General features: G+C 54.0%; 16 protein-coding genes, 1 tRNA gene and 1 pseudogene. 10 read left to right on the top strand and 8 right to left on the bottom strand.

Translation table 11 applies throughout. The annotated features are described in order from the left end of the window. The first annotated feature begins 152 nt into the window (after positions 1-152). Both NBE99_RS04245 and NBE99_RS04250 read left to right on the top strand, forming a co-directional pair. Positions 153-1340 carry a TRC40/GET3/ArsA family transport-energizing ATPase gene (locus NBE99_RS04245; RefSeq protein ID WP_250683252.1) on the top strand — a complete coding sequence of 396 codons (1188 nt, stop codon included), beginning with the start codon at positions 153-155 and terminating at the stop codon, positions 1338-1340. A 10-nt stretch (positions 1341-1350) separates the two neighbouring features. Then, positions 1351-2052, top strand: coding sequence for an ABC transporter ATP-binding protein (locus NBE99_RS04250; protein WP_315897291.1), 702 nt, complete (start codon positions 1351-1353; stop codon positions 2050-2052). Here the strand turns inward: NBE99_RS04250 and NBE99_RS04255 are convergent. Both NBE99_RS04255 and purD read right to left on the bottom strand, forming a co-directional pair. After that, positions 2049-2342, bottom strand: coding sequence for a DUF3082 domain-containing protein (locus NBE99_RS04255; RefSeq protein WP_250683254.1), 294 nt, complete (start codon positions 2340-2342; stop codon positions 2049-2051). The genes NBE99_RS04250 and NBE99_RS04255 overlap by 4 nt on opposite strands. A gap of 8 nt (positions 2343-2350) precedes the next feature. Continuing rightward, positions 2351-3643: a phosphoribosylamine--glycine ligase gene (gene purD / locus NBE99_RS04260; RefSeq protein WP_250683255.1), complete on the bottom strand. Its 1293-nt coding sequence runs from the start codon at positions 3641-3643 to the stop codon at positions 2351-2353. Between the two features lie 149 nt (positions 3644-3792). On the opposite strand from purD, the gene NBE99_RS04265 reads away from it, so the two are divergent. After that, a tRNA-Asp gene (locus NBE99_RS04265) sits at positions 3793-3866 on the top strand. Between the two features lie 19 nt (positions 3867-3885). On the opposite strand, the gene NBE99_RS04270 is transcribed toward NBE99_RS04265, so the two are convergent. Beyond that, complete coding sequence (locus NBE99_RS04270; protein ID WP_250683256.1) at positions 3886-4464, bottom strand: M23 family metallopeptidase; 579 nt, start codon at positions 4462-4464, stop codon at positions 3886-3888. Positions 4465-4570: 106 nt separating this feature from the next. Between NBE99_RS04270 and NBE99_RS04275 the strand changes: the two genes are divergently transcribed. Next, positions 4571-4834 carry a DUF3493 domain-containing protein gene (locus tag NBE99_RS04275; protein ID WP_250683257.1) on the top strand — a complete coding sequence of 88 codons (264 nt, stop codon included), beginning with the start codon at positions 4571-4573 and terminating at the stop codon, positions 4832-4834. Here the strand turns inward: NBE99_RS04275 and prmC are convergent. Then, on the bottom strand, positions 4831-5706 hold the full coding sequence (gene prmC, locus NBE99_RS04280) for a peptide chain release factor N(5)-glutamine methyltransferase (protein ID WP_250683258.1): 876 nt from the start codon (positions 5704-5706) through the stop codon (positions 4831-4833). The genes NBE99_RS04275 and prmC overlap by 4 nt on opposite strands. Before the next feature lie 78 nt (positions 5707-5784). On the opposite strand from prmC, the gene NBE99_RS04285 reads away from it, so the two are divergent. Next, positions 5785-6138 (top strand): hypothetical protein, encoded by a 354-nt coding sequence (locus NBE99_RS04285; RefSeq protein ID WP_250683259.1) that lies wholly within the window; start codon positions 5785-5787, stop codon positions 6136-6138. Here the strand turns inward: NBE99_RS04285 and NBE99_RS04290 are convergent. Further along, positions 6135-7049 carry a DMT family transporter gene (locus NBE99_RS04290; RefSeq protein WP_250683260.1) on the bottom strand — a complete coding sequence of 305 codons (915 nt, stop codon included), beginning with the start codon at positions 7047-7049 and terminating at the stop codon, positions 6135-6137. The genes NBE99_RS04285 and NBE99_RS04290 overlap by 4 nt on opposite strands. After that, positions 7036-8835 carry an aspartate kinase gene (locus NBE99_RS04295; RefSeq protein WP_250683261.1) on the bottom strand — a complete coding sequence of 600 codons (1800 nt, stop codon included), beginning with the start codon at positions 8833-8835 and terminating at the stop codon, positions 7036-7038. Before NBE99_RS04295 ends, NBE99_RS04290 begins: the two co-directional genes overlap by 14 nt. A 140-nt stretch (positions 8836-8975) precedes the next feature. Between NBE99_RS04295 and ftsH the strand changes: the two genes are divergently transcribed. Beyond that, the gene (gene ftsH / locus NBE99_RS04300) at positions 8976-10904 is read left to right on the top strand and encodes an ATP-dependent zinc metalloprotease FtsH (RefSeq protein WP_250683262.1); all 1929 of its coding nucleotides are present in this window, start codon (positions 8976-8978) and stop codon (positions 10902-10904) included. 14 nt (positions 10905-10918) lie between these two features. After that, positions 10919-12451 (top strand): annotated as a pseudogene (locus NBE99_RS04305) (FHA domain-containing protein); the annotation flags it as partial. 35 nt (positions 12452-12486) lie between these two features. Here the strand turns inward: NBE99_RS04305 and NBE99_RS04310 are convergent. Beyond that, positions 12487-13449 carry a transposase gene (locus tag NBE99_RS04310; RefSeq protein WP_399371026.1) on the bottom strand — a complete coding sequence of 321 codons (963 nt, stop codon included), beginning with the start codon at positions 13447-13449 and terminating at the stop codon, positions 12487-12489. Between the two features lie 101 nt (positions 13450-13550). On the opposite strand from NBE99_RS04310, the gene NBE99_RS04315 reads away from it, so the two are divergent. From NBE99_RS04315 to purB, 3 genes are read left to right on the top strand one after another with little or no spacing between them, the layout of a single operon-like run. Further along, positions 13551-14162 carry a sensor histidine kinase KdpD gene (locus tag NBE99_RS04315; RefSeq protein WP_250683264.1) on the top strand — a complete coding sequence of 204 codons (612 nt, stop codon included), beginning with the start codon at positions 13551-13553 and terminating at the stop codon, positions 14160-14162. A gap of 31 nt (positions 14163-14193) precedes the next feature. Beyond that, positions 14194-15282 (top strand): LOG family protein, encoded by a 1089-nt coding sequence (locus tag NBE99_RS04320; RefSeq protein ID WP_250683265.1) that lies wholly within the window; start codon positions 14194-14196, stop codon positions 15280-15282. A gap of 52 nt (positions 15283-15334) precedes the next feature. Then, positions 15335-16630: an adenylosuccinate lyase gene (gene purB, locus NBE99_RS04325; protein WP_250683266.1), complete on the top strand. Its 1296-nt coding sequence runs from the start codon at positions 15335-15337 to the stop codon at positions 16628-16630. 91 nt (positions 16631-16721) lie between these two features. Here purB and pyrE read toward each other — a convergent pair whose 3' ends face one another. Further along, a complete protein-coding gene (pyrE, locus tag NBE99_RS04330) occupies positions 16722-17291 on the bottom strand; it encodes an orotate phosphoribosyltransferase (protein ID WP_250683267.1) in 570 nt (189 codons plus the stop codon). Between the last annotated feature and the right edge of the window lie 3 nt (positions 17292-17294).

Here is a 17294-nt window from a genome sequence, read left to right on the forward strand (position 1 = left end):
AAATTATTGTTAGTAAAGCTAAATGATTAGTTGTATTTATTTATTTTTCTTAATGATTTTATTTCCATTGATTGCGAGCGATCGCCCCGCCCTGAGGACAAGCTCAAGGGTTAAGATGTTTGAAGCAATCGTGTTTAGGGCAGAGCCTTCCCATGCGCGTAATTTTGATGACCGGCAAAGGTGGCGTTGGTAAAACTTCAGTGGCAGCAGCGACAGGGTTACGCTGTGCCGAGCTGGGATACAAAACCTTGGTGTTGAGCACCGATCCCGCCCATTCCCTTGCCGATAGCTTTGACCTCGAACTGGGGCATGTACCAGTGCCCGTTGCCGAAAATCTCTGGGGTGCCGAACTGGATGCCCTCATGGAACTAGAGGACAACTGGGGTGCCGTCAAACGCTACATTACCCAAGTCTTGCAGGCGCGGGGGCTAGAAGGGGTGCAGGCCGAAGAATTGGCCATCTTGCCGGGGATGGATGAAATTTTTGCCTTGGTGCGCATGAAACGCCACTATGACGAAGGCCAATATGATGTCCTCATTATTGACTCTGCCCCCACCGGTACGGCACTGCGGCTATTGAGCCTACCCGAGGTAAGCGGCTGGTATATGCGCCGCTTCTATAAACCGCTACAACGAATGTCCGTAGCGCTACGACCGATTGTGGAGCCAATTTTTAAGCCCTTGGTGGGGTTCTCGTTGCCCGATCAAGAGGTCATGGATGCTCCCTACGAATTCTACGAGCAAATTGAAGCCCTTGAAAAAGTCCTCACCGACAATACGCAAACGTCGGTGCGCTTGGTCACCAATCCAGAAAAGATGGTGATTAAGGAGTCGCTCCGCGCCCATGCCTATCTTAGCCTCTATAACGTGGCCACCGACTTAGTCATCGCAAACCGCATTCTACCGGACACGGTTCATGATCCCTTCTTTGCCCGCTGGAAAGAAACGCAACAGCAATACCGCCAAGAGATTCACGACAATTTTCGCCCCCTGCCCATCAAGGAAGTGCCTCTGTTTGCTGAGGAACTCTGTGGTTTAGCGGCACTGCACCGCCTGAAGGAGACTCTCTATGCTGATGAAGATCCAGCTCAGGTCTATTACCAAGAGCAAACGATTCGGGTGGTGCCCAGTGATGGCCAGTACAGCCTTGAACTCTATCTACCGGGGATACCCAAGGAAAAAATTGAACTGAACAAGACGGCGGATGAGTTGAATATTCGCATTGGCAACCATCGTCGTAATATGGTGCTCCCCCAAGGATTAGCGGCGCTGCAACCGGTGGGCGCGAAAATGGAGGCGGACTACCTGAAAATCCGCTTTGCTAGTGCCACCAGTGGCTAATCAATGACTGATGAGACTTGCCACTGTGACAACGACTGGGCTGGCGATCGCCACCACTGATCTGACTAAAGTTTATCGTTCTGGCCATCACGAGACGCCTGTTCTTCAGGGAATTAACCTGCAAATCCAGCACGGTCATATTCATCTGCTAATGGGACCTGCGGGGTCGGGGAAAACCACCCTGCTCTCGATTTTGGCCGGCATTCTTGCCCCCACCAGTGGCCAAGTGGTTGTCTTAGGCCAAGAGATTACGCAACTGTCCAAGGCCGCCTTGGCAAAATTTCGCCTGCAAAACATTGGCTTTGTCTTTCAGAGTTTTAATCTTTTCCCCGCTTTGACCACACTGGAAAATGTTGAAATTGCCCTCAATCTTAAGGGCATTAAAGGTAAAAAAGCGAAGGAACAGGCAGCAGCGCTTCTTGAGGCAGTTGGCTTGGGCGATCGCCTTGACTTTGTGCCCGCAAATCTTTCTGGGGGTCAAAAACAACGGGTTGCCATTGCCCGTGCCCTAGCGGGTGAGCCAAAGATCATTTTTGCCGATGAACCGACGGCTTCCCTTGATTCCCAAAATGGCCAACAGGTGATCAAAATTCTCTACAAGCTGGCAAAGCAAAAAGGCTGCACGGTGTTGATTGTTACCCATGATCCACGGATTACAGCCATTGCCGATCGCATCACCAAAATTGAAGATGGCAAGCTCAAGGAGAGCTAAACCTGTTGCCCCTGTACCCAGCGTTCCCAAAGGAGTTGCAGCGTCAGAGCCACAAGACCCACGGCAATAATGCTGAAGACCCCCGTTGCAAGGGTACACAAGCCCACCACAAGGGTGCGCACGGCCACGGCCAAGCTATAAACCAGTTGATTGTGGTAACTGACAGCATGGGTGGCAAAGACGTAGGCGATCGCTCCCGTCAGTCGATAGAGCAGAATCCCTAGCGTGCCAGCAATCAGCGCACCCGTCAAACAGCGGAGGGGGTTCGTTTTTGGAGGAAGAGCCGTCATAAACAGGATTACCCTTTGTGAGCGGATGATTCCAGAATACGGTAGCCAATGTCACGACGATAGTAGCAGTCAGCAAATTGAATAGCGCTGACACCAGCATAGGCCTTGGCTTGAGCCGTGGCAAAATCAGGAGCCAAAGCGGTAATGTTCAATACCCGACCACCATTGGTATACCACTGCCCCTCCTGCCAACGTGTGCCTGCATGGAAGACAAGAACGCCCTGTGCCATAGCTTCGGGAATGCCCTGAATCACATCCCCTTTGCGGTAGCTCCCCGGATAGCCCCCCGCCGCCATCACAACCGAGAGAGCCACCTTATTGCGCCATTGCAGTGCTCCCAAACTGGCTAGACGTCCCTCAACGCAGGCCACAAGCAGGTCAATCAGCGGTGTTTCCAATAGGGGCAACACCACTTGGGTTTCAGGATCACCAAAGCGACAGTTAAACTCCACCACATAGGGATCCCCTGCGGGTGACACCATCAAACCGGCATAGAGCACCCCACAGTAATGGATGCCCCGATCCTGTAAGGCACTGAGGGCAGGTTCGAGAATCGTTGTTTGAATCCGTTGCATTAATTTCGGGGTGACCCAAGGCACAGGCGCATAAACTCCCATTCCTCCCGTATTTGGCCCTGTATCCCCTTCGCCAACCCGCTTGTGGTCTTGGGCAGGCAGCAGCGGGACAATGGTTTGGCCATCGGTAAGAGCGAGTACGGAGACCTCTTGCCCCTCAAGAACCGATTCAATGACCACCCGTTGGCCAGCCGCCCCAAATTCACCCCCAAAAATCCGCTCTAGGGCAGCGATCGCCTCCGCTTCTGTGGTCGCTACCGTCACCCCTTTGCCCGCTGCGAGGCCATCCGCCTTAATCACAATGGGTGCCCCTTGGGCTTGGACATAGCGAGCGGCTGCCTCATAACTGTCAAACACCGTTGCCTTGGCCGTAGGAATCTGAGCCGCCTCCATGAGCGCCTTTGCCCAAGCTTTACTGGCTTCAATTTGTGCCCCTGCTTGGCTAGGACCAAAGACAGGAATCTTTAGTGCTTGTAGGCGATCGCTTAAGCCAGCGGCAAGGGGAACCTCTGGCCCGACAACCACTAAATCAACGTTATTCTCTTTGGCAAATGTACCAATGCCCGCGAGGTCGGTGGCTTCAATGGCCACATTCTCACACCGCTCTAGGCAGGCTGTGCCTCCATTACCGGGGAGACAATAGACCTGTGTCACGCGAGGAGAATCGAGTAATTTCCAAGCGATCGCGTGCTCCCGACCACCACTGCCAACGACAACGACCTTCACAGATGCACTCCAAAAAGATAGGCCATGAAATCAATCTTCAGGGGATTATCAAGTTTATCAGTCAATTGGCAATGATCGCCCTGCAAGGCAAATTTCACCAGTTGACAAGGCCATGATTTTCCTGATAGTCTAAAAATCGCTCAAAAATTGGGACTGTAGTTCAATCGGTTAGAGCACCGCCCTGTCACGGCGGAAGTTGCGGGTTCGAGCCCCGTCAGTCCCGTTAGCTTTTAATCAGAGAGTTATCGCTGGGCTTGGCTACCATACATGGCCTGTAGAACCACGGCAGGGTTGACCAATTGCCCTCGATGGCGGAGCGTCCAGTGAAGGTGAGGTCCGGTGGTGCGCCCTGTCATGCCCACTCGACCAATACGTGCCCCCGTAGGTACCCGCTGCCCCTCTAGGATGAAAATACCACCGGCGCGATCGACCATGGCTCGTCCTTGGGGGGTCTGCTCAACCCGCCCCATCATGTGGCAGTAAACGTGTTCCCAAGCCCCCGATTGAATCCGTACCAGCGTGCCACAGGCGGTGTGATCGGAAACCTCAATCACCTGCCCGACCCACCAATTGCGAATATAGCTCCCTTGGGGAGCAGCAAAATCAAGGCCATTGTGAAATTCAGTCGTGGGTTCCCCCGTGGGCGATCGGCGGTAGCCGAAGGGAGAAGTATAGCCTTGGAAATTTTCCACAGGAAAGGAAGCATCGCTCCAGCGGAGTGTCCCTGCACCAGTACTTTGAGAGGGTTGACTGAGTTGGGGAATTGCAACCATGCTACCCAAGGCGATCGCCAGTGCCAGACTGATTCGCTGCCAATGCATATCAAACTCCTCACATCTCTTTTGGCCTACGGCCTTAGACCGTCATTGATGCACACCGTTCCCTATTGTAGGGACGTAGGATATTTTCAGGTGACGGGAAAATCAAATGACTGCTAACAAACCCCAGCAACCGGCTGAAGTGACTCGATCAACCCTGCGCGATCGCCTGCGAGCCGAGGCAGCAGCTCCCTATCGGGGACTACGGCGCGTTTTCTATGCTGTTTTTGCCGCTTCCGGCCTCATGGGTGCCTTGATCCTTGGCCTCAAGGGATTGGCGGGCACAGCAGGTGACGATTTGGTGTGGAATCTGGCTGTGCAGATCGGCGTCGTTGCCCTAATGATCGCCCTCTGGCGGTGGGATCGCGGCTAAACCCTTTGAGCAACTAAAAAGCGATCGTGGCCACTGAGATCCCTGCGAATTTCCACCCGTTCATAGGCTTGGGTGGCCATTGTGAGCGCCGCCACTGCTTCCCCTTGGGTTGCCATCAATTCGATAAAGAGCCAGCCTTGGGGCTGAAGATAATCGGGAGCTGTCGCAACAATCTGGCGAATCGCCTGCAAGCCATCCGCACCACCATCGAGGGCAAGGGGGGGTTCATGGTACTGCACCTCAGGTTGAAGAGTGGCCACTAGGCTGGTGGGAATATAGGGGGGATTACTGACAATGCCCTGCACCTGCCCTTGGAGATGGGTAAGGGGGTCAAACCAACTCCCAACGTAGCAGCGCACGCGATCGCCCAAAGCGTATTTTTGAATATTCATTTGCGCGACCTCGAAAGCCTCAGGGCTACAATCCACGGCATGAACTAGCACCGCCGCAAATAACCGCGCCAACCCAATGGCGATCGCCCCGCTACCCGTACCCAAATCCAGCCAATGCCCCTGTTGCTGCCAAGGGGGTACCGTTGCTGCCACCACTTCTAGGAGTTCCTCTGTTTCTGGCCGGGGAATCAAAACACTGGGGGTGACGAATAATGCCAGATCGTGCCAATGAGCCACACCAATGAGATACTGCAGCGGAACCCGCTCCTGCCAGCGGCGTTGCCAGCGCTCTTGGAGTTCTGCAAGGGGCAGTTTCAGATGAATTTGGGGTGGAAATCGGCGCAGTGTGATGTCAAGGGGACTCAACTGTGTGAAGGCACTGAGAAATTGTTTTAACTCTCGTAGGCCACTCTCACGTTCAGGGGCTGGAATGATCGCCTGTGCCCAGTGCCACCATGCTTGGAGCGCCTCGCTACTCACGAATATATCTTGACCCTTGTTTTCTGAGGATACTCGTATCAAAATAGCCCTAGAATTCCTAACTGTGCCTTATCCACTGTGGCAGATTTTCAGGAAGAGCTTCAACGTCTGCAAGAGCAACTGCAACGGGCGCAGGCGCGAGCCAATGAACTGCCGCCACTGGTTCCTGAACCACCCCCACCGCCTGTGGATCCCGAAGCCCCGGAATGGGCGGATGAACGGGCACGGATTGAAGCCCGCGTGCGCAGTGAAACCTCTGTTGCCGCACTTCAGGCACAACTAATTGAAGCCCTTTTGGAAAATGAACGGCTGCGGCGCGCCCTAGAGGCGGAGCGGCAAAATCATGCCCGTACCCGTGAGGGGCTAATTACGGCCTTGGGGGATGCTTTGGATACCCTCAAACAGCGGCGGCGATCGCCGAAACCCCCCTAGGGACTGGGCCACAGTGCTACGCTTAAACCCACGAGCACCAGACTGCCCCCCGTAATCACTGCCGTTGTCGGCACCTCACCAAAGAGCAGCAGGGCAAAGAGACTGGCAGCAATCGGTTCTGCCAACACCAGAAGGGTTACCCATGTGGGGGAGAGCCAACGCACGCCCCAATTGAGACTGGTGTGCCCCACCAACTGCGGAATCAGCGCTAGCAGGAGAATAGCGCCATAGAGCTTTAGCGGCCAACCCGTGTAGGCCAAGTCAAGGAGGGGCGGCAGAGGGAGGAGCACCACAGCAGCAGTAGCATAGGCAACAAGGGCGTAGTGGTGAACTGCAAGACCCGCCTTTTGAGCCGCTTGACCACAAATAAAGTAGGCACTGACCGCCCATGCAGCCGCGATCGCCAGCGCGTTTCCCAGTAGAGGGTTCCTTGCCACAGCACTCGTCGGTTCTCCCGTTCCAATCAGGGCGCTGCCGCCAAGGGCGATCGCCATCCCCACCCAAGCAAGGGGTTTAAGGGTTTGTCGCTGCCAGAAGTAACCAATGAGCGCTGACCAGATGGGTGTCGTGGTCACTAAGGTGGTTGAAGCTGCCACCGAGGTGTAGTTCAGTGAGGTGAACCAGAGACTAAAGTGCGCCGCAAGGGCAACCCCAGCAGCCAGTGCCCAACGCAGATTTTGGCGAGTCAGGTCTAGCCACGGCCAAGTGTAGAGCTGGGGGGTCAAAAAGAGGGCAGCGAGACTAAGGCGACCAGCAGCGAGGAACATACTCAAGCCCACCGTCGTGCCCAAGGAATTAGTTGGCAAACCGGCAACGCCCCAGCGCACCAGCACCGCAGCCGTGGAAACCGCCAACACGCCGACACTGAGAACAAGGCCAATTTGCCAGAGGGGCGGCCTACTTACCGACATCGGGAATGACGACGGGAGCTTCACCGCCTAGACCAAAGGCCGTATGCACCGCCCGCAGCGCCCGCACCCCCTCCGATTCTGCCACCACACAACTCACACGAATTTCCGAAGTCGCGATCATTTGAATGTTGATGTTTTCACGAGCCAGCGCGGCAAACATTTGCGCAGCAATCCCTGGCCGGTGGATCATCCCCACACCAACAATACTGACTTTGGCGATCGCCGTATCTACGAGGATGTCACCGTAGCCCAATTGGGTCTGAACCCCTTTGAGCAGTTCCGTGGCTCGCTCGGCATCAGCAGAGACCACCGTAAAGGCAATATCGCGGGTCATCACACCCCCTAGGGAGCGCGATCGCTGGGATTGGATAATCATATCCACGCTAATGGCTGCATCCGCAAGGGTCTGGAAAATCGCTGCCGCCATGCCGGGGCGATCGGGCACATCGCGAATTGCAATCCGCGCCTGCTTGGGATCAAGGGCAACGCCCCGCACCGGTGGGGCATCGGGGGTCTCTTGCGAGACAGTGGTGGCAGCTTCCACATCAAAGGCTTGGGAAAGGACGGCGATCGCCCGACCCGCCTCCGCAGCTGCGACCGTACAACTGACATTGACCTCAGAGGTAGAGATCATTTGCAGGTTAATACCCGCTGCTGCTAAGGCCGAGAACATCTGAGCTGCCACCCCCGGTCGGCCAATCATACCAGCACCCGTGATACTCACCTTGGCAATGTCGGCATCCACGAGCACATCCGTCTCTTCGACCCGTGGATTCAAGCGGGGATAAAAGGCCACGGCCACTGCCTCTGCCTGTTTGAGCACACTCTTTTGCACCGTAAAGGCAATATCGTTCGTTTGCCCTTCGTGAATGGATTGGATAATCAAATCCACATCCAAGTTTTGCCGTGCCAGTTCGCCAAAAAGCTGTGCTGCAACGCCGGGGCGATCGGCCACCCGCAGCAGCGCCACCTTCGCTTGATCTGTATCGAGTGCCACCCCATCCACGGGTTTACCCAATTCCAAGTTTTCCACGGGACGCGGCGGACGTCTTGGTGCCACCACCCGTGTGCCGGGATCATCTGTCCAACTGGAGCGCACTACCAAATCCACGCCGTAGTTGCGGGCAATTTCCACCGCGCGGGGGTGCAAGACCTTTGCCCCTAGGCTGGCCAACTCCAGCATTTCATCGCAGGTGATCTCCGTCATGAGTTGGGCATTGGGCACTAGTCGCGGATCCGTGGTCAAGATGCCGGGGACATCGGTGTAAATTTCACAACAATCTGCCCGCAGCGCCGCCGCCAAGGCAACGGCAGAGGTATCCGAGCCACCGCGCCCAAGGGTGGTGACTTCAAAATCCGCATCGGCGGTAATCCCTTGAAAACCGGCAACTACCACCACTTTACCCTCTTTGAGGTGCCGCTCTAGGCGCTGGGTCTCAATGTGGAGAATGCGCGCACGGGTGTGAGCTGGTTCGGTGACAATCCCCACTTGGGCGCCGGTAAGGGAGATGGCGGGTTCCCCCAAGGCCTGGAGAGCCATCGTCAACAGGGCGATCGAGACCTGTTCCCCCGTCGAAAGCAGCATATCCATTTCCCGCTGACTGGGGCGATCGCTAATGGCATAGGCTAGCTGCACCAAGCTATCCGTCGTTTTGCCCATGGCCGAGACCACCACCACCACCTGATGTCCCGCCGCGACGGTCGCCTTGACCCTGCGGGCTACCGCTTGAATGCGCTCAACACTGCCGACGGACGTGCCGCCATACTTTTGTACAATCAGTCCCATGGGCATGCTAACTAAAGAGAATGCTGTCCTATTTTATATTTAGGGCGGTGATTCTTGGCTGTGGCTGATCCGTGGCGCTAGGGAACTAAAAAATCGCTGTTAAACTGGAAATTAGAACTGAATTTCGGAAACGGGTGCCGATGAAATACGCTCAACGTCTTTCCCACCGGCTGAGTCAACTGGCTTTGGTCGTGGGTCTCTCGTTAGCTCCCACTAACATTGGTCTAGGGCAATCGAGCAATAACAACACCGTTTCCTACAGTCAATTTCTCACTGCCCTTAAGGCTGGTGAAGTCAGCTCCGTTGAACTCTATCAGGAACAAGGGCTAGCCAAGTTTCGCCGCAAAGATCAACCCGAACAATCTCCCCCCCAGGAGGTACGGCTCTTTGATCGTAATCCTGAACTCGTAGAACTGCTGCGCCAAGTGAGTACCCGCTATGACACGACGGTGCGGGTGGTGCCCTCTAGCAGTGATGGAGCGGTGGTCGGCATCATTTCTAACTTGATGCTGGGCTTCTTTCTGCTGATTTTATTCCTGATGATTTTGCGGCGGGCGAGTAATGCCCCCGGCGGCCCTGGGCAGATTCTCAACTTTGGTAAATCCCGCGCCCGCTTTCAAATGGAGGCACAAACGGGGGTGACCTTTGGCGATGTGGCTGGGATTGAAGAGGCCAAAGAAGAGCTTCAGGAAGTTGTGACCTTTCTCAAGAATTCAGAGAAATTTACCTCCATTGGTGCTCGTATTCCCAAGGGGGTGCTACTGATTGGGCCACCGGGAACCGGAAAAACGCTCCTTGCCAAGGCGATCGCAGGTGAAGCTGGGGTTCCCTTCTTTTCCATTTCTGGTTCTGAATTTGTGGAAATGTTTGTGGGCGTCGGTGCCTCCCGTGTGCGGGATCTCTTCAGAAAGGCCAAAGAAAACGCCCCTTGTCTGGTGTTTATTGATGAAATTGATGCCGTCGGTCGCCAACGGGGTGCCGGCATTGGCGGTGGCAATGATGAGCGCGAGCAAACTCTCAACCAACTCCTGACGGAAATGGATGGCTTTGAGGGTAATACCGGCATTATTGTAATTGCGGCAACGAACCGCCCCGATGTTTTGGATGCTGCCCTACTGCGTCCGGGCCGCTTTGACCGCCAAATTACCGTTGATTTGCCCAGCTACAAGGGACGCCTGCAAATTCTTCAAGTCCATGCCCGCGGTAAAAAAATTGCGCCAGAGGTGTCCCTTGAGGCGATCGCCCGCCGTACCCCCGGCTTTTCGGGTGCCGAACTTGCCAACCTCCTCAATGAAGCCGCGATTCTCACTGCTCGGCGTCGCAAACCTGCCATTACCAATGCCGAAATTGACGATGCCATTGATCGCGTGACGATTGGCATGACGCTCACTCCCCTCCTCGACAGTAAGAAAAAGTGGCTGATTGCCTACCACGAAGTGGGTCATGCCCTACTGATGACGCTCCTGAAACATGCGGATCCCCTCAACAAAGTGACGATTATCCCCCGTTCTGGGGGCGTTGGCGGCTTTGCCCAGCAAATCTTTGATGAGGAACGGGTAGACAGTGGCCTCTATACCCGCGCATGGCTCCTCGATGAGATCACGATTCTGTTGGGGGGGCGCGCTGCCGAAGTGGAAATCTTTGGCGATGCTGAAGTCACCGTGGGTGCCAGTAGCGACTTGCGAGCGGTAGCCAATCTGGCGCGGGAAATGGTGACCCGTTACGGCATGTCGGATTTGGGACACTTAGCCCTTGAAACTCTAGGCAACGAGGTCTTTTTGGGTCGAGATCTCATGCCCCGCGCTGAATATTCGGAAGCCGTGGCTGTGCAAATTGACCACCAAGTGCGTGAGATTGTTATGCACTGCTACGAGATTGCCCGCAAACTCATCCGCGAGCATCGGGTAGCCATTGATAAGCTGGTGGAGCTGCTCCTTGAGAAGGAAACCATTGACGGTGATGAGTTCCGTGCCTTGGTGCGCCAATATACTACCCTACCTGTCAAAGAACCTACTTGGAAGGCGACAGCGACGCCGGTGTCCTTGCGTCAGGGTGCCCAGCCGTCCTAGGCAAGGAGGCAACGGTGAGCCATGAGCGGCAGGCAGTCCGCCACCTTTTGGTCATCGAAGATAGTGAGGGACGGCGCCCCATTTTGCTAGAGGCAGCAACCTATTCCATCGGTCGCGATCCGACGAATTCAATTGTGCTCCACTCCAAGATGGTCTCACGGCAGCACGCGATTTTGTTACGGGTGACCAGTCCTGAGACCAATAGCTATCTTTTTCGCCTCATTGATGGTGATTTGCAGGGCAAGCGCAGTACGAATGGGACTTTGGTCAATGGCCAGCGGATTATTGCCCATGATTTGCGTAGCGGCGACATGATTGTATTTGGCGGCGATGTGCGTGCCCGCTACTTGACGTTGACTAACATGACGGATACGGAGTTTCAGGATTTTTGCCGCAGTACCGATGTCTTAGGATTTCTCTCCAAAAGCACCAATCCCTTTGCAACGCTTGTCCCCCTCAGTGAAGGTAATATCGAGAATTTTAGTGAAGCAGCCTTAGTGCGCTTGGCCTCCTATCCGGAGCTGACGCCCAACCCAATTTTGGAAGTGGATTTAGAAGGGAGGGTGACGTATCTCAATCCAGCGGCAGTCATGCAGTTTCGCGATTTGCAACAACAAAAATCAGATCATCCGTTGCTGTTGGGACTGCCGGAACTGGCGCGCTACATGAAGCAAACCCAAGAAAAAGTTCATGTGCGGGAGGTGGAGTACCGAGGGCGTATCTACGAGCAATCCATTCACTACATCTACGAAAGTGAACTGATCCGCAGCTATGTGATGGATGTCACCGATCGCAAGCGCGCCGAGGAACAACTGCGTAACCAAGCGCGCCGTGAGGCGATCATTAACCGCATTATTCAAGCAATGCGGACAACCATGGTGGCAGCAGAAGTCTTGCAAATTACCGCTGATTTACTGCTTGAGGCGTTGGGGTCAACACTTTGCCTGATTACCCAAACCGCAACGCCCGATACCCCCACCTATGCCATGCGCCCCCAACTGTCCCATCCACCGACGCCGCTAATTACCCTCAACCAGCGGGCGATCGCCCTCTTTGAACCTGCCCTCAGCAGCGGTGAACAGGTGGTCTTGGCTGCCAGTTGTACAGATTTGCCAGAGCCGCTGCAAACGGATCTCAGCACCTTCAACGTGAATGCCTTGGTGATCACCCCCTTGATTTACCTCGGCCAACTTCTCGGGCAAATTACGCTCCTAGATTGTGAGTGGGAACCCAGTGAGGCAACGTCAGTCCTAGCGAGCGATCGCCAGCTTTGGCAACAAACCCTGCCCAAGTCTTGGACGCCAGAAGATTTAAGCCTCGTCAAAACCATTGCCGATCAGTGTGCCCTCGCCATTCACCAAGCACAGCTTTACCAACAGGTGCAAGAACTCAATGCCGATTTGGAGCGACAAGTGCACGCCCGTACTGCCGAACTGGAACAGAAAATGCAGGAGCTAGAGCGGCTCAATGCCATTAAGGATGATTTCTTGAGTACCGTTTCCCATGAGTTGCGCACGCCCATGGCCAATATGAAAATGGCCATCTATCAGAAGTGTTGAATTCTGCAACAAAACTTAACATCCTAAGTGACAAGTAGCTCTGGCTGCCAATCAAAGCTCCAATGCACTATCGAGCAGCGGCGACTCAGTTCCAGTTGCAAATATCGCAATTTGTCTAATAGCTTCCTGCCAAAGTATTCAGGTATCTCCATTAGCTCTAAAATTAAGTACCCAATCAAAACCATATAAATCTGATTTATCACCCCATTCAAACTCTTCGTAATCAGCTTGTCTAATGATAAATGCATCTTTAGAAACTTCCATAAGTTCTCAATCCCCCACCGATGCCGATACAGCTCACTCACTTCCTCATCACTTAGATGCATTAGATTCGTCGCAATACGAAACTCTGTTCCATGCTCATCAAAAAATTGAACCACTCGGTATCTCTCATGATTGAGCTTCATTCTCATGTTATTCTTGATACGCACAACAAATAAACACTTCCTCTCACTCAGCCGCTCTAAAAATCTCCAACTCGCAAACCCTCTATCCATGATGGCAACGGCATTCTCAGGGATCATTTCTAAAATCTCGTCTTGAAAGCTTAGGTCATGTCTCTCCCCAAAAGAGACTACTGCCTTACCCAGGATGTTCTCTGTTAAATCAAATCCTGTAATTAACTTCACTTGATGGTATTTGTAGAACCAAAAGAGCTTACTCGTCAGGGTAATGACGGTTGAATCAATAGGAAACAGCATCAGACTTGAACAACGATGTCTCTTGCGAGCTTGAGACATGAGATGAGTGTAAATCCTCTCAAATAAGGTGGTTGTTCGAGTTTTGTTCGCCTTGGAAAACGTGGACATATCCACTGTAATCCCCGAATGATTCAAGCGATAAAATAAGGCTCTCATGCTGGTTAATCCTTGGTCGAGAATGTAGGTCAACCAGATTTTGAAGAACAATTGAGAGTTGAGGACGGGGTAGTCGCAAGGGCTGAGCTGCTTGAGAATAGACTTGACAAGAACTGAAAAAGATGCCATAGTAAGCTGATTAATTTTTCTTCTTTTGAGGGAAGAATACGACATTTCTTCCCTTTTTTCTAGCCTCTTAAACTATCTTTCAACACTTCTGGGCCATCTATATGCTGAAGCAATTTGCTACCGACGATCGCCAGAAGCGCTACCTCGACATTCTCGCCAATGAGTGCAACCGCGAAACGGAACTGATCAATGATTTGCTGGATCTGCAACGCCTAGAGGCCGGGCGTAGCCAAATTCAACAGGAGGTGGTTGATCTCGACAGTTGGCTCCCCTCGGTGCTCGACCCCTTTCGCAATCGCATGCAACAACGCCAGCAGTCCCTTGAGATTGTGCGCCCTCCCACTTTGCCACCCCTCCTCTCCAATCGTCATGCCTTGGCGCGCGTTCTCGCTGAGTTACTGAACAATGCCTGCAAGTACAGCCCGGCGGGAGCACAAATTATTGTCCGCTTTGATCCCATCGGTGGCGATCGCTTGCAAATCCAAGTGAGCAATCCCTCAGAGATTCCCAGTGAGGAGCTGCCACGTATCTTTGAAAAGTTTTATCGCATTCCCAATGCGGATCCGTGGCAACAGGGGGGAACGGGTTTAGGCCTTGCCCTCACCCAAAAACTCGTGGAGCAATTGCAGGGCGAAATTCACGTCCACAGCGCAGCCGGCATGACCACCTTTACCCTGAGCTTACCCACTGCGTCAGGTGATCCCACTCCCTGATAAAATAGGGTGCTAACGTTTTTAGGGTGCCATGACCCTCTCGCGAGTCGCTTTAAGTAGCCTACAGCAAGACCTTGATCAGTTAATTAGTCGCTTGGATACTCTGCCCCATGGCGATCTCATTTACCAAGCCCTACAACTGTTTACCGAGATTGCTGAGGAGGAACTGGAACGACTAGACTGGAAAATCCTGCGTTCTTGCCTGCGGGATATGCACCAAGCCCTGCGGGTGTTTGCCCCCTATCGCCATACCCGCAAAATCTCTATCTTTGGCTCGGCACGCACCCCCTCTACGGCCCCTGTCTATGAAATGGCGGTGCGCTTTGCCCAAGCCGCTAGTGCAGCGGGTTTTATGATTATCACCGGGGCGGGGGGCGGCATCATGGAGGCTGGTAACAAAGGCGCAGGCCCCAACAAGTCCTTTGGCCTCAACATTGAACTCCCCTTTGAGCAGGGAGCTAATCCCTACATTGAAGGCGATCCGCGGCTGATTCACTTCAAGTATTTTTTTACGCGCAAGCTTTTTTTGCTCAAGGAAACCGACGCCATTACCGTATTTCCGGGGGGCTTTGGCACCCAAGATGAAGCCTTTGAATGCTTGACCCTCTGTCAAACGGGCAAAGCTCCTCCTAAGCCCTTGGTCTTGATGGATATTGCCGGCGGTACCTACTGGCAGCATTGGGATCAGTTTATTCGCCAAGAACTGGTTGCTAAGGGACTGATTAACAGTGAAGATCAGGAACTCTACCGCATCTGCACCAGTGTCGAGGAGGGGTTGGCGTACCTCAGTGACTTTTACCGCGTTTATCACTCTAGCCGCTACGTGGGCGATCGCTTGGTGCTGCGGTTGAACCAAGACATTAGTGATGCCGCCCTAGCGGAACTCAATCGCGATTTTCAGGACATTCTCGTGTCGGGTCAGATCGAGCGCGCTGAACCCCTGCCTCGGGAAGTAGAAGATGAGCAGCCCATCAACCAACCGTCTCTGACTCACACCCTGCACCTTCCCCGACTGATTTTGCACTTTAACCAGCGCGACTACAGCCGCCTCTATCAACTCATTTACCGCCTGAATGGCTTTGCCACGGCGGAGACTGTGTACCATCCCGAACGCAAATAGGCGATCGCCCCCCGATGACCGTTTTTAATCACCTTTAGAGATACGTACGCCCATGATCGAACGCTATACCCTTGCCCCGATGGGGAATCTCTGGACGGATGCCTACAAATTCAAGACTTGGCTCGATGTTGAAATTGCGGTTTGTGAAGCCCAAGCCGAACTGGGGCATATTCCCGCCGAAGCGGTAGCTGAAATCAAAGCTAAGGCCAAGTTTGATCCTCAACGGGTGCTGGAAATTGAAGCGGAGGTGAAGCACGATGTCATTGCTTTCCTCACCAATGTCAACGAGAATGTTGGCGATGCCGGACGGTATATTCACCTTGGGCTAACCAGTTCCGATGTCCTGGATACCGGTTTGGCCCTGCAATTGGTGGCGAGTCTAAGGCTGATCCAAGAGCAGTTGGAGCATCTCATTCAGGCGGTGCGCCATCGCGCCCAAGAACATCGCTATACGGTGATGGTGGGACGCAGTCATGGGATTCACGCCGAACCCATTACATTTGGTTTCAAGCTCGCTGGCTGGTTGGCGGAATTGCTACGCCATCGCGATCGCCTGTGTCAGTTACAGCGCACCGTAGCCGTGGGCAAAATCTCTGGGGCAGTGGGCACCTATGCCAATGTGGATCCGCGCGTGGAGGCGATCGCTTGCCAAAAACTAGGCCTACAACCCGATACTGCTTCAACGCAGGTGATTTCCCGCGATCGCCACGCCGACTATGCCCAAACCCTTGCCCTCTTGGGAGCGAGCCTCGAGCGCTTTGCCGTTGAGATTCGCAATCTTCAGCGCACCGATGTCCTTGAAGTGGAAGAATTCTTCTCGAAGGGCCAAAAAGGCTCCTCCGCCATGCCCCACAAACGCAATCCTATTCGTTCCGAACGCCTGACGGGTTTAGCGCGGGTACTCCGCGGCAATGCCTTAGCAGCTCTGGAAAATGTTGCTCTTTGGCATGAGCGGGATATTTCCCACAGTGCCGTGGAGCGAGTCATCTTGCCCGACAGTTCAATTCTCACTCACTTTATGCTGGTGGAGATGACGGACTTGGTGCAAACGCTACAGGTCTATCCAGAGAATATGCGCCGCAACATGAACTGCTATGGCGGTGTCATCTTCAGTCAGCGGGTGCTCCTCGCCCTAGTGGAAAAAGGCCTCAGCCGCGAAGCCGCCTATGCCCTCGTACAAAAACACGCCCATGCCGCTTGGAATCAACCCAACGGTGACTTTGCCGCCAACCTCAAAGGAGATCCTGAAATCCAGCGCTATTTAAGTCCTGAGGAGTTGGAAGCCTGCTTTAATCCTGAGCATCACCTGAAGCACCTAGAGGAAATTTACCAGCGATTGGGGATTTAGAACGGGTCTTAAGGTTGGATCGGGGAGCTATCAGTCCCCCACTGTATCTAGAAGATTTAGAAGGTCAGCGTCGGGCGGATGTCACTCCCCTTTAGGACTGATTGAGATAGGTTTCGAGGTCGCTAATCCGAAAGAGCGATCGCAGGGGCACCCCCTGAGCAGCAAAAGCCGCTTCCCCACCCGCTTGACGATCCACGATCGCGAGGACTTCATTGACCACATAGCCCGCCTCTTGGAGGCGCAGAACTGCCTTGAGGGCCGATCCTCCTGTGGTGATCACATCCTCAAGCACCGTGACCACTGCCCCTTGGGGCAAAGGGGGACCTTCAATAAAGCTCATTGTGCCGTGGCCCTTAGCTTCCTTACGCACAATCAGGGCTGCTCGATCCTGCCCCTGTAAATTGGAGAGGACACTCACTGCCACGACCAAGGGATCTGCACCAAGGGTGAGACCCGCCACCGCCACTACTTCGGGTGCCAACTGCTCCAAGAAGAGCCGTCCCACAAGGTAAGCGCCCCGTGCCGACAGGGTCACGGGTTTGCAGTTGATGTAGTAATGGCTTTTTTGGCCAGAGGAAAGGATAAACTCGCCGGCACGGTAGGCATCGCGGCAAAGCAGCGCCAAAAGTTCCTGACGCAGGTCAACAAGGGAATCATGCATAGT

It is taken from the genome of Thermosynechococcus sp. HN-54 (assembly GCF_023650955.1).
In the GTDB taxonomy this organism is placed as follows: Bacteria; Cyanobacteriota; Cyanobacteriia; order Thermosynechococcales; family Thermosynechococcaceae; genus Thermosynechococcus.